The 12,932-nt window shown below is 59.5% G+C and carries 11 protein-coding genes; 8 read left to right on the top strand and 3 right to left on the bottom strand.

The window, feature by feature from the left end; all coding sequences use genetic code 11:
- Positions 1-200: 200 nt before the first annotated feature.
- Positions 201-1,700, top strand: coding sequence for an aldehyde dehydrogenase family protein (locus G6Q29_RS00190; RefSeq protein ID WP_165464051.1), 1,500 nt, complete (start codon positions 201-203; stop codon positions 1,698-1,700).
- 85 nt (positions 1,701-1,785) lie between these two features.
- On the opposite strand, the gene G6Q29_RS00195 is transcribed toward G6Q29_RS00190, so the two are convergent.
- The 3 genes from G6Q29_RS00195 to paaZ form a co-directional block, all read right to left on the bottom strand.
- Positions 1,786-2,892 carry a GGDEF domain-containing protein gene (locus tag G6Q29_RS00195; RefSeq protein WP_165464052.1) on the bottom strand — a complete coding sequence of 369 codons (1,107 nt, stop codon included), beginning with the start codon at positions 2,890-2,892 and terminating at the stop codon, positions 1,786-1,788.
- A gap of 120 nt (positions 2,893-3,012) precedes the next feature.
- Positions 3,013-5,289 (bottom strand): primary-amine oxidase, encoded by a 2,277-nt coding sequence (gene tynA, locus G6Q29_RS00200; RefSeq protein ID WP_165464053.1) that lies wholly within the window; start codon positions 5,287-5,289, stop codon positions 3,013-3,015.
- Between the two features lie 194 nt (positions 5,290-5,483).
- Positions 5,484-7,523 (bottom strand): phenylacetic acid degradation bifunctional protein PaaZ, encoded by a 2,040-nt coding sequence (gene paaZ, locus G6Q29_RS00205; protein WP_165464054.1) that lies wholly within the window; start codon positions 7,521-7,523, stop codon positions 5,484-5,486.
- A gap of 285 nt (positions 7,524-7,808) precedes the next feature.
- Between paaZ and paaA the strand changes: the two genes are divergently transcribed.
- The 7 genes from paaA to paaG are packed head-to-tail and all read left to right on the top strand — an operon-like array spanning position 7,809 to position 12,932.
- Positions 7,809-8,738: a 1,2-phenylacetyl-CoA epoxidase subunit PaaA gene (gene paaA, locus G6Q29_RS00210; RefSeq protein WP_023314088.1), complete on the top strand. Its 930-nt coding sequence runs from the start codon at positions 7,809-7,811 to the stop codon at positions 8,736-8,738.
- A gap of 12 nt (positions 8,739-8,750) precedes the next feature.
- The gene (gene paaB / locus G6Q29_RS00215) at positions 8,751-9,038 is read left to right on the top strand and encodes a 1,2-phenylacetyl-CoA epoxidase subunit PaaB (protein ID WP_003857353.1); all 288 of its coding nucleotides are present in this window, start codon (positions 8,751-8,753) and stop codon (positions 9,036-9,038) included.
- Positions 9,039-9,046: 8 nt separating this feature from the next.
- The gene (gene paaC / locus G6Q29_RS00220) at positions 9,047-9,793 is read left to right on the top strand and encodes a 1,2-phenylacetyl-CoA epoxidase subunit PaaC (protein WP_165464055.1); all 747 of its coding nucleotides are present in this window, start codon (positions 9,047-9,049) and stop codon (positions 9,791-9,793) included.
- A gap of 11 nt (positions 9,794-9,804) precedes the next feature.
- Positions 9,805-10,302, top strand: coding sequence for a 1,2-phenylacetyl-CoA epoxidase subunit PaaD (paaD, locus tag G6Q29_RS00225; RefSeq protein WP_165464056.1), 498 nt, complete (start codon positions 9,805-9,807; stop codon positions 10,300-10,302).
- Between the two features lie 7 nt (positions 10,303-10,309).
- On the top strand, positions 10,310-11,380 hold the full coding sequence (paaE, locus tag G6Q29_RS00230) for a 1,2-phenylacetyl-CoA epoxidase subunit PaaE (protein WP_165464057.1): 1,071 nt from the start codon (positions 10,310-10,312) through the stop codon (positions 11,378-11,380).
- Entirely contained in the window at positions 11,377-12,144 is a 768-nt protein-coding gene (gene paaF, locus G6Q29_RS00235; RefSeq protein WP_165464058.1) for a 2,3-dehydroadipyl-CoA hydratase PaaF, read from the top strand. Before paaE ends, paaF begins: the two co-directional genes overlap by 4 nt.
- On the top strand, positions 12,144-12,932 hold the full coding sequence (gene paaG / locus G6Q29_RS00240) for a 2-(1,2-epoxy-1,2-dihydrophenyl)acetyl-CoA isomerase PaaG (RefSeq protein ID WP_165464627.1): 789 nt from the start codon (positions 12,144-12,146) through the stop codon (positions 12,930-12,932). Before paaF ends, paaG begins: the two co-directional genes overlap by 1 nt.

Here is a 12,932-nt window from a genome sequence, read left to right on the forward strand (position 1 = left end):
ATTTATGTTGCATTTTGTCAGGCTACGAGGCTGACTATAGGAAAGAACACTCAACGGTTACAGCGATATAAGCGGGAATTATCACGATTTGCGGAGCCTGTCACAGCTGGCAAAGCGAATGTCACACAGACAAAAGCAGGAATGCGAATCCCCTCTTAGACTGCATACACACCCTGCGAAGCATAACGAAGGAGTATCCTATGTCCGAATCACACGTCGCCATCCTGCCAGGCGTGCAGCAGTTTTTAGATCGCCAGCACGGCCTGTGGATCGAAGGGCGTCAGGCGGCATCCGATAGCGAAAAGCGTCTGAACGTCTACAACCCGGCGACCGGAGAGGTCATTGCCTCCACCGCCGATGCCAGCGTCGATGATGTCGATCGTGCGGTAATGTCTGGCTGGCGCGCCTTTGTCGCCCGAAGCTGGGCCGGGCGGCTGCCGGCAGAGCGGGAACGCATCCTCCTGCGGTTTGCCGATCTGGTGGAACAGCACGGTGAAGAGCTGGCACAGCTCGAAACCCTGGAGCAGGGGAAATCCATTGCTATTTCCCGCGCCTTCGAAGTGGGCTGTACCCTGAACTGGATGCGCTACACGGCGGGGCTGACCACCAAAATTGCCGGTAAAACCCTCGATCTCTCGATTCCACTGCCGCAGGGCGCGCGTTATCAGGCGTGGACGCGTAAAGAGCCGGTGGGGGTTGTGGCGGGAATTGTGCCGTGGAACTTCCCGCTGATGATTGGCATGTGGAAAGTAATGCCCGCGCTGGCGGCAGGCTGTTCCATCGTGATCAAACCGTCGGAAACCACGCCGCTCACCCTGTTACGGGTGGCGGAACTGGCGAGCGAGGCGGGGATCCCGGATGGCGTGTTCAACGTGGTGACCGGCAGTGGCGCCGTCTGCGGCGCGGCGCTAACCTCGCACCCGCGCATCGCCAAAGTAAGCTTTACCGGTTCGACGGCGACGGGCAAGCAGATTGCCCGCGCGGCGGCGGATACGCTAACGGGCGTGACGCTGGAGCTGGGCGGCAAAAACCCGGCCATCGTGCTGAAAGATGCCGATCCGGCGTGGGTAATTGAAGGGCTGATGACCGGCAGCTTCCTGAATCAGGGGCAGGTCTGCGCGGCCAGCTCGCGTATTTATATTGAGGCTCCGCTGTTCGACACGCTTGTCAGCGGGTTTGAACAGGCCGTGAAATCCCTGAGCGTCGGGCCGGGCATGTCGCCGGACGCGTTTATCAACCCGCTGGTGTCGCGCGCCCACTGCGATAAGGTCCAGGCGTTCCTGGATGAGGCGAAGGCGCACAATGCGGAGCTGATCGCCGGGAATCAGGGGCCAGACGGCAAAGGCTATTACGTTTCGCCAACGCTGGTAGTCAACCCGGATAATCATCTGCGACTGACGCGTGAAGAGGTCTTCGGGCCGGTGGTGAACCTGGTCCGTGTAGCTGACGGGGAAGAGGCGCTTCAGCTGGCGAACGACACTGAATATGGCTTAACGGCCAGCGTCTGGACGCAGAATATCAGTAAAGCGCTGGCGTACACCGACAGGCTACAGGCCGGCACCGTGTGGGTGAACAGCCACACGCTGATCGACGCCAACCTGCCGTTTGGCGGCATGAAGCAGTCTGGCACCGGGCGCGATTTCGGCCCCGACTGGCTGGATGGCTGGTGTGAAACCAAGTCGGTGTGTGTGCGGTATTAATAAAACGCCGGGTGGCGCTGCGCTTACCCGGCCTAAGAAACCGATTCCGTTGGCCGGGTAAGGCGTAGCCGCCACCCGGCATTACTTAACGTGACCACCGATCCCGCCCGGCCGCCTTCGCCCGATATAGCGCCGCATCGGCGCGGGCAATGATTTCCGGGCCGGCCAGTCCTGCGGTATAGCCTGCAATGCCCATACTCGCCGTCACATATTCACTCACCTTCGACGCACCGTGCGGAATGGCTGCGGTGCGCAGGCCAGCCTGGATCCGCGCGGCGACTTTCTCAGCAACGCTTTCTTCGCAGTCAAAGAGGATCACCACAAACTCCTCGCCACCGTAGCGCGAAACCACATCCTCTGGCGTGCGCACCGAGGTGTTCAGCACCTCTGCTACCCTCGCGAGACACGCATCTCCCGCCTGGTGACCATAGGCGTCGTTATACAGTTTGAAGTAATCGACATCCAGCATCAGCACCGCGAAGCGTTTGCCTTGCTCCACGGCGTTTTCCAGCACCCGCTCCATTGCCCGTCGATTGGCCGTTTTCGTTAGCGGATCCTGATGGGCCAGCGCGTCCAGCCGCGTAATTAAGCGCTGGCTCTGCTGGTTACGACGCCAGGCCTCTTCAAACCAGCTCAGCAGGATATAGCGTCCACAAACGAGAATGAACGTGAAAACTCCCCACAGCCCGGCAAAGCGAAAAGTCATTTCCTGATTCAGCAGCATGCTGGCAACGGGCAGGCTTACCCATAGCGGAACGGTGAAGCAGAGCAGTGCCACCGGGTGAAAATAGAGCGCGGTCATGCCGGCCATCAGCAGGGTAACGAATATAGGCCAGGGATGAGGAAGCTGTAGCACGTTAATAAACCAGTAACAACTTATCGACCACAGCAGGCTGCACATAAACAATAACGCGCTCACGCCGCGGATGCGGCGCCAGGCCATAATCACCAGCGCTACGGAAAGGATCACCACGCCTGACATGGTGGCGTCAATCATCTGCCGAAGAGGCGGACTGACGTGTAAAAGGGCATCAATCTGGCCGAACAGCGAATTACGCAGCAGGACCATAATGGCAAAGCTCGCGTTCACAAAGGCGAGCCACGGCAGGTTCACGGTCAGCCCGTGAACAACCATCGACTTACGGGTAGGCCATGTCGCGGGTTCTTGCGTTGTGTGGTGTCTTTTTTCCATTGTAGATTTCTTCCCGTCCGGTGGATAGTTCGCTAAAGGCAGGTATTAGTAACTATAAGCAGGCTCGATTATTCCTCAAATCAATGTACAAAAAAGCCGGGCATTGCGCCCGGCTCTGGCTTATTTCTGCTCGGCTTTTTTCTTGCCGAGCGTGGGCGTCTCATCAAAGAAGTTCCACGGTTTGAGTAACGTGTGCACCCATTCGGTCGGCATAATCGGCCACTCCTCGGCGCGGGCGACGTGGGTGGTGCCCGTGGTCATCCAGATGACGTTATCCTGGTCATTCAGCGACTCATTATCTTTACTGTACTGTCCGAGGCCCGTGTCATGTATGGAACGGTTCGGGTATTTTCCCTCGGGATACATTTCGTCCGGATGGTAACGCGTCACCCAAAGCTGCTTATCCATAAAGCTCAGGCGGTGATAAATCCACTCGTCCGGGGCAAACTTCGCGCCGGACGCCACCGGGTGTGTACCGCCCGCGTAAGGGATGATCTGATACGAGACCGGGTTGCCCATGCGGTTCTCTTTGGTCGTGTTGCTCAGCAGGCGGATGGTACCAGGGTCGAACTTTTGCGCTGCCTGTTGTTCGGTATTAATGTCGTACTGATTAACCTGCATGGTGCTGGTGCGCGGACCGCCAGCGGTGTTCGGTTTGACTTCCGGATCCATAGCCACCAGCTTGTTATTGATGCCGTCCACGTCCATATCCAGACGGAAGTTATAGATGTGCTGGTGCGTGGTTCCCACGATATTATGGTCGATCAGCGTTCCGTATTTGGTGTCATCCTTCGCGGTGGCATCATGCATGGTTTTCGTCTGCACGCCTTTCACGGCTTCAATGCCCGTGGCCCCCGCATCAATGCCGATGGTGCCGTTTTCATGGAATACCCAGTCGAAGATGTAATCGTAGTTACCCACGGTGCTGACCCAGCGCACTACCAGTTCGCGGCGTTCGGTGCTGACATTCGGTTTGCCTAACTCCTGGTGCTTATATTCCGGCCCGGCGTAACGCTCGAAAATGGCGATCGCCCGTGGGATCTCCATTGGCGTGCCGGTGTAATCCGGGATGGTTTCGTTGAGCATCACGGCGTTAGACGGAACATCCTTGCCGCGCACCAGCGGGGAGGTCAGGGTACCCATGCCGTAATCGCCGGAGTCCAGGTAGGCTTTAAAGTACCAGCCGATATCCGGGTCGCCGTACGGCACAATCATGCCGCCGAGCGATCCCTGATACATCACCTGTCGCTTTTTGCCGTTGTCGTTATAGGTCACGGTGGAGATTATCGGGCCGACGCGTGAGTCCAGGCTCAGATGAAAATCCCAGTTCTGCCAGTGCACCCTATCCCCGGTGATGGTGTAGTTCTTGCCTTCCGGCTCGATAATTTCCAGCGGTTTTTTCACCGTTTCAACGCGGTCGCGGCCATCATAAGGGCGCGGCGTGAGCGGAACCGGCACGACCGGGCCTTCCTCAATCTTCTGGATTTTCTTCTGCTCGAGATCCACCACCGCAACCAGGTTTTCGATCGGGTGCGCCCAGTAGTTACCGTCGCCCACGTCGAGATAGCTGATCACTTTCAGCAGGCGGTCTTCCTGTTTCAGCCCATCCTTGCCGTCAAAAAAGCCGACGGTAAGCGGAGTGGTGATCACTTTCTTCGGGTCGGTAATGCCGCGCTTTTTCAGCACGGCGGCAAACTCCGGGCTTTCATTGACGATCTGCTGCACGGTATTGAAGTCATCCAGCAGCACCATGCCGTGCGCGTCTTTGATCGGCTCCCAGCGGAGGATCTTTTTCTCCTTCAGATCCACCCGGCTTTCGATGATGTGTTTACCATCAAGCATGATGATATTGGCCTGGCGGGGCGCATCCACCGCCGTGCCGTTAAGCACAAAGTCCCAGACTTTGGCCTTTTCTGGCTCCGCCAGCGCAATCTGGGTAAAGCGGGTATTGGGTTTAAAATCCGCAGAGGCTTTCACAATGGCTACGGCCTGGTTGATTTCATCAGCCGTCAGCGCGTTTAACGGGTGGGGGCTTTTTTCAACCTGGAATGTCTGATCAAGACCGGACTGAAAAACATCGTTGATAAAGGTCTCCGGGATAAACGCCTTATTGTTCTTCATCACCACGGGCACCTGGAGCGACAGCGGTTTGCCGTTAACGATGGCGGTGTTTGCACCGGGCTTGACCTTCACAAAAGCACCGTCTTTGACGATGGTGAACATCTGGGCGTAATCATCCCACTGCACGTCCGCGCCAAACGCCTGAAGCGTTTTGTCCATCGGGACCATATGCGCCTCGCTGCCGTGAGCGTAAACAGGGGATTGCCAGGCGCAACAGAGCGCAACGGCCATGGCCAGTGCCGTTCTACGGGCAGAAAAAGAAGAATTGCTTCCCATCGCAGACCTCATCTTGTTGTGTTTATTGTGTTGTGTCAGCCTTATCCTGACAGGCGCGCACGAAAAGCGTTTGCCTGCATCTGCCAGGTTGTTTGTCAGTCTTGCCAGGTTAAAAAAGACCGGGGAAAATCACACCCCGGTCATGCGGCTGTAGGCCGGGTAAGCGGAGCGACACCCGGCAGGAAAGAGGTACGTCAGAAATCACCCTGCTGGCGCGCCACCAGCGTCAGGATGGAGTAGAGCGCTACGGCCTGCTGGTGCTGGTTGAAGATCTCAACCGCCCATTCCACCACGCCCGTCGGTTTTTCCTCGGCAGTGCGCTGTTTCTTCAGCGTTTTACGCTTACAGGTCAGGCGCACCTGAATGGTATCGCCCGGTTTGACCGGCTCAATAAAGCGCAGGTTTTCCATGCCGTAGTTGGCAATAACCGGCCCAACCCCGGCATCGACAAACAGTCCCGCCGCGGCGGAAATCAGGAAATACCCGTGTACCACGCGCTCGCCAAAAATCGACTCCGCCGCGCCAATTTTGTCCATATGGGCGTAGAAATGATCCCCGCTCAGGCAGGCAAAATTAACGATATCCGCTTCCGTCAGGGTACGACGCGGGGTCAGCAGGCTATCGCCCGGCTGTAACTCCTCGAAGTATTTACGGAATGGATGTACGCGATCCTCCAGCACCTCCGCGCCACGGACCCACTGTTTACCGATCGCGGCGAGCATGGAGGGGCTGCCCTGAATGGCCGTGCGCTGAAGATAGTGCTTCACCGCACGCAGGCCGCCAAGCTCCTCGCCGCCGCCGGCGCGTCCCGGCCCACCGTGCACCAGCTGCGGCAGCGGTGAACCATGGCCGGTGGATTCTTTCGAGGACTCCTGGTTGAGGATCTGAATGCGTCCGTGGGCGCGCGCGGCACCGGCAATAAACTGCCGCGCCACGCGGGGATCTGCCGTAACCAGCGTTCCCGCCAGGCTGCCGCCGCCCGCCCGCGCCAGCTGCATGGCGTGTTCACTGTTACGGTATGGCATCAGGGTTGCGACCGGGCCAAAAGCTTCGGTGGAATGGACGGCAGGGGTCTCGTCCGGCTGCGGGCAGAACAGCAGGGTTGGCGGAAAGAATGCGCCAGCCGCCTGCAAATCGGCTTTACCACCCAGACGGATCTGGCAGCCCGAGGCAAGCAGATGATCGACTTTTTCCTGCACGTCAGCACGTTGCTCACTGTTTACGAGGGCCCCCATCTTCACGCCTTCATGGGCCGGATCGCCGACGGTCACTTTCTCCAGCCGCGCAATCAGCGCCTGGCTGACGGCTTCAGCCTGCGCGTCCGGCACGATGATGCGGCGGATAGCAGTACATTTTTGCCCGGCTTTGGCGGTCATCTCGCGCACCACTTCGCGGATAAACAGCGCAAACTCCGGCTGTTCCGGCGTCACGTCTTCACCCAGCACGCAGCAGTTAAGAGAATCTGCTTCCATGGTAAACGGAATGGAATGCGCGACGATATTCGGGTGTACGCGCAGGCTCTGCCCGGTGCTGGCCGACCCGGTAAACGTCACCACGTCCTGGCTGTCGAGCTGGTTCAGCAAATCGCCCGCGCCACCGCAGACCAGGCTGATGGCGCCGTCCGGCACCAGTCCGCTCTCGACGATCGCTTTCACCATCGCCTGGGTCACCTGCGCTGTGGCAGTGGCGGGCTTGATGATGGCGGGCATCCCGGCAAGCCAGGTGGGAGCGAGCTTTTCCAGCATCCCCCAGCACGGGAAGTTGAACGCGTTGATATGCACCGCCACGCCGGATTTCGAGGTTAAAACGTGGCGCGCCGCAAAGCCGCCTTCCTTCGAGAGCGGGATTAGCTCATCCTCCGGCCACAGGGTGTCGTCCGGCAGCTCACGGCTGCCGAGGCTTGCGTAGGTGAAGAGGGTGCCGATACCGCCTTCAATATCCACCCAGCTGTCGGCCTTGGTCGCGCCGGTCTGCGCTGACAGGTCATAGAACCGATCCTTCTGGCTGAGCAGGTGTTTCGCGACCGCTTTCAGCATGGCGGCACGCTCGATAAAGCTCATTGCGCGAAGCGCTTCCCCGCCGTGTTCAATGGCGTAACGGCGCGCAGCTGCCATATCCAGCCCTTCGCTGCTGACGTCGAACAGTGTTTCCCCGGTAATGGCGTGGGTGATGGTGCGCGCGCGGCCCCGGCCTGATTGCCAGGTGCCGGACAAGAAGCTGGCTAACTGCTGCATTTCTTCTCTCCAGATGTTTCGTGATTTCACGTTTAATAGTTTGATCGTGAATCATAAAAATCAAGCTGTGTTTTAATGAATTGTTAACGCTGTGATCTGCGTTGCCCAAAATCCCATTGCTAAACCCGCAAGCACCAAGCCTTGAGCGAAAAGCCTTGCGAGCGCCGTCACAAAATAAACAAACGCTTCTTGGGGTTATATTTAACCTTTGTGTAACTTTTAAGAAACCAAATGATTCACCATTTTGCTGTTTGTGGTGATCTAACGAATCACAAAGGTGGTTATGTGACGCAAGAACAACGCTTTGAGCAACGTATTGCACAGGAGACGGCCATCGAGCCGCAGGACTGGATGCCGGATGCCTACCGCAAGACGCTGATCCGCCAGATTGGGCAGCACGCCCACTCTGAGATTGTCGGCATGCTGCCGGAAGGGAACTGGATCACCCGCGCGCCGACGCTGCGCCGGAAAGCTATTCTGCTGGCGAAGGTGCAGGACGAAGCCGGACACGGCCTGTACCTCTACAGCGCGGCGGAAACGCTGGGCTGCGCCCGGGAGGACATCTATCAAAAAATGCTCGACGGCAAGATGAAATACTCCTCCATTTTCAATTATCCAACCCTGAGCTGGGCCGATATTGGCGTCATTGGCTGGCTGGTGGACGGCGCGGCTATCGTGAACCAGGTCGCGCTGTGCCGTACCTCTTACGGCCCGTATGCCCGGGCGATGGTGAAAATCTGTAAAGAAGAGAGCTTCCACCAGCGTCAGGGTTTTGAAGCCTGCATGGCGCTGGCGCAGGGCAGTGAAGCCCAGCGGCAGATGTTGCAGGACGCCATTAACCGCTTCTGGTGGCCAGCGCTGATGATGTTCGGACCGAACGACGACAACTCACCAAACAGCGCCCGCAGCCTGGCCTGGAAAATCAAACGCTTTGGTAACGATGAACTTCGCCAGCGCTTCGTGGATAACACGGTGCCTCAGGTGGAGATGCTCGGCATGACCGTGCCGGACCCCGACCTGCGTTTCGATGAAGAGAGCGGCCACTACTGCTTTGGCGAAATCGACTGGCAGGAATTTGACGAAGTGATCAACGGGCGCGGGATCTGCAACCACGAACGACTGGCCGCAAAACGTAAAGCCTGGGATGACGGCGCATGGGTGCGTGAAGCTGCTCTGGCCCATGCGGAAAAACAACGCGCCCGCCAGGCCGCATAAGAGGAATCAACCATGAGCAATGTCTACTGGCCGTTATACGAAGTTTTTGTGCGTTCTAAGCAGGGGCTGTCGCACCGCCATGTCGGCAGCCTTCACGCTGCCGACGACCGCATGGCGCTGGAAAATGCGCGCGACGCCTATACTCGCCGCAGCGAAGGCTGCTCCATCTGGGTGGTGAAGGCGAGTGAAATCGTCGCTTCCCAGCCGGAAGAGAGCGGGGAGTTTTTCGATCCGGCGGAAAGCAAGGTCTACCGCCATCCGACGTTTTACACCATCCCTGATGGCATTGAGCATATGTGAGGTTAGGGATGAACAACGTATCTGCTTATGCCCTGCGTCTGGGCGACAACGGTCTGGTGCTCTCACAGCGTCTGGGCGCCTGGTGCGGCCACGCGCCGGAGCTGGAAATTGACCTGGCGCTCGCCAATATCGGCCTTGATCTGCTCGGGCAGGCGCGCAATTTCCTGACCTACGCCGCTGAACGGGAGGGTAAGGGCGATGAAGACACCCTGGCCTATGGCCGCGATGAGCGTCAGTTTCTCAATCTGCTGCTGGTGGAGCAGCCAAACGGCAGCTTCGCCGACACCATCGCCCGTCAGTACCTGATGGACGCGTGGAATGTGGCGCTGTACGAGCGGCTGATCCACAGCAGCGACAGTCAGCTTGCCGCCATCGCGGCAAAAGCCCTTAAGGAGACGCGCTATCACCTGCGCTTCAGCCGCGGCTGGCTGGTGCGGCTGGGGGACGGGACAGAAACCTCCGCCAAAAAAATGCAGCAGGCGGTGGATAGCCTTTGGCGCTTCACGGCCGAGCTGTTTGATGCCGACGACGTCGAGCTGGCGCTGTTAGAGGACCGCGTGGCGGTTGATCCGCGCGCCCTGCGTGAACCGTGGGAGCGCGAAGTGTTCGCCGGGCTGGCGGAAGCCACCCTTCACGTGCCTGAAGACGTGGCGTATCGCACGGGCGGCAAGAAGGGGCTACATACCGAACATCTGGGGCCGATGCTGGCAGAGATGCAGTATCTCCAGCGCGCGTATCCCGGTCAGCAGTGGTGAAGGAGAACGCTATGCAACGCCTCGTCGACATCGCACCGGCGCAAATCCCGCAGATCTGGGCGCTGTTAAGCCAGATCCCGGACCCGGAAGTGCCGGTGCTCACCATCACCGATTTAGGCATGGTGCGCAGCGTGAAGGCACAGGGTGAAGGCTGGGTTATCGGCTTCACGCCAACCTACTCGGGCTGCCCGGCAACGGAGCATCTGCTGGGGGCGATCCGCGACGTGATGATCGCGCACGGTTTTAGCCCGGTGCACATTGTGCTCCAGCTTGAACCCGCCTGGACCACCGACTGGATGACCGCCGACGCACGCGAACGCCTGCGGGCGTACGGCATCAGCCCGCCCGTCGGGCATAGCTGTCACGTGCACGCCCCGGCGGAGGTGAGCTGCCCGCGCTGCGCCAGCACCGATACTGCGCTAATCAGTGAATTTGGGTCGACGGCCTGCAAAGCACTCTACCGCTGCAACACCTGCCGCGAACCCTTCGACTATTTCAAATGCATTTGAGGCTGCCATGACAACGTTTCATTCATTAACAGTGGCAAAAGTGGAACCCGAAACCCGCGACGCGGTGACCATCACCTTCGCGGTGCCGCAGGCGTTACAGGAGGCGTATCGCTTCCGTCCCGGTCAGCACCTGACCCTGAAAGCCAGTCCAGGAGGGGATGAACTGCGCCGCTGCTACTCGATCTGCCGGAGCACCGCGTGCGGTGAGATCAGCGTGGCGGTCAAAGCCATCGAGGGCGGACGGTTTTCACGCTATGCCCGGGACGAGATCAAGCCAGGCATGGTGCTGGAGGTGATGGTGCCCCAGGGACATTTTGGCTACCAGCCGCAGGCCGAACGCGAAGGCCACTATCTGGCGATTGCCGCCGGGTCCGGGATCACGCCGATGCTGGCGATTATGTCCGCTACGCTGGCCACGGAAGCCCACAGCCACTTCACCCTGATTTACGGCAACCGCAGCAGCCAGAGCATGATGTTCCGCCGGGCGCTGGCGGATCTGAAAGATAAATACCCGCAGCGTTTGCAGCTGATCGCCATCTTCAGCCAGGAGACGCTCGACAGCGACCTGCTCCATGGCCGCATTGACGGGGAAAAACTCCAGGCGCTGGCAAAAACGCTGATTAATTTCCGCCAGTACGACGAAGCCTTCATCTGCGGCCCGTCGGCGATGATGGATGAGGCCGAAGCGGCGCTGAAAGCGCTGGGTATGCCGGAAAAAGCGATCCATCTTGAGCGCTTTAACACGCCGGGTACCGCCGTTAAACGGACAGCCAGCGTGCAGGCCGACGGGCAGAAGGTCACCGTCCGTCAGGACGGGCGCGACAGGGAGATCGCCCTGACGGCGGACGACGAGAGCATTCTTGACGCGGCCCTGCGTCAGGGGGCGGATCTGCCATACGCCTGCAAGGGCGGGGTATGCGCCACCTGCAAATGCAAAGTGCTGCGCGGGAAAGTCGATATGGCGACCAACTACAGCCTGGAGCCGGACGAGCTGGCCGCAGGCTATGTGCTGAGCTGTCAGGCGCTGCCCTTAACTTCCGACGTTATCGTCGATTTTGATGCGAAGGGGATGGCATGAGCGAACTGATTGTCACCCGTCATGGCCGCGTGTTGCAGTTGACGCTTAACCGTCCGGCGGCGCGCAACGCGCTCAACAATGCGCTGCTTACGCAAATCGCGGAGCAGCTTGAGGCCGCCGCCGCGGATGCTGAGATCGCCGTCTGCGTGATTTACGGCAACGAACGCTGCTTTGCCGCCGGGGCCGATCTCAACGAAATGGCGGAGAAAGACCTGCCGGCCACTCTGAACGATATTCGGCCCAGGCTGTGGGCGCGGATAGACGCCTTCACCAAACCGCTGATTGCCGCCGTAAACGGCTTCGCGCTGGGGGCAGGCTGTGAGCTGGCGCTGCTCTGCGATGTCGTGATTGCCGGCGATAACGCCCGTTTTGGCCTGCCGGAAATCACCCTCGGGATCATGCCGGGCGCAGGCGGCACCCAGCGGCTGATCCGCAGCGTGGGCAAATCGCTGGCCAGCAAAATGGTGCTGACGGGCGAAAGCATCACGGCGGTTCAGGCGCACAGCGCCGGGCTGGTCAGCGACGTCTACCCGGCCTCGCTGACGCTGGAGTACGTCCTGAAACAGGCGGCGCTGATGGCGCGCCACTCGCCGCTGGCGCTACAGGCTGCGAAGCAGGCGCTACGCCAGTCGCAGGAAGTTCCGCTTCAGGCCGGACTGGCGCACGAGCGTCAGCTGTTTACGCTGCTCGCGGCCACCGACGATCGCCGGGAAGGTATCAACGCCTTTTTACAAAAACGCACCCCCGACTTTAAAGGACGCTAATTGTGGAATTTATTCTGAGCCATGTTGAGCAGGGCGTAATGACCCTTACGCTGAATCGCCCGGATCGTCTGAACAGCTTTAACGACGTCATGCACCAGCAGCTTTCCGAATGTCTGAAGCAGGCCGAGCGCGATGACGCCATCCGCTGCCTGCTGATCACCGGGGCGGGGCGCGGTTTTTGTGCCGGGCAGGATCTTAACGATCGTAACGTTGACCCAAATGGTCCAGCCCCGGATCTGGGCATGTCCGTTGAGACCTTTTACAACCCGCTCGTGCGCCGCCTGGCGAAGCTGCCAAAGCCGGTAATATGCGCCGTTAACGGCGTGGCGGCAGGGGCGGGGGCGACGCTGGCCCTCGGCTGCGACATGGTGATTGCGTCCCGTTCAGCCAGTTTTGTAATGGCCTTCAGCAAGCTCGGGCTGGTACCGGACTGCGGCGGAACATGGCTGCTGCCGCGCGTGGCCGGACGCGCTCGCGCCATGGGGCTGGCATTGCTGGGCGATAAGCTCAGCGCCGAACAGGCGCAGGCCTGGGGAATGATCTGGCAGGTGGTGGATGACGACCAGCTCTCCGACACCGCGCAGCGGATGGCGCTGCACTTTGCGTCTCAGCCAACCTTTGGTCTCGGGCTGATCAAGCAGGCTATTAATGCCGCGGAAACCAACACCCTCGACGCCCAGCTCGATCTGGAACGCGACTATCAACGGCTGGCCGGACGCAGCGACGACTACCGGGAAGGCGTCAGCGCGTTCCTGGCAAAGCGCGCGCCAAACTTTACGGGGAAATGA

It is taken from the genome of Enterobacter cloacae (assembly GCF_011078175.1).
Taxonomy (GTDB): domain Bacteria; phylum Pseudomonadota; class Gammaproteobacteria; order Enterobacterales; family Enterobacteriaceae; genus Enterobacter; species Enterobacter cloacae_Q.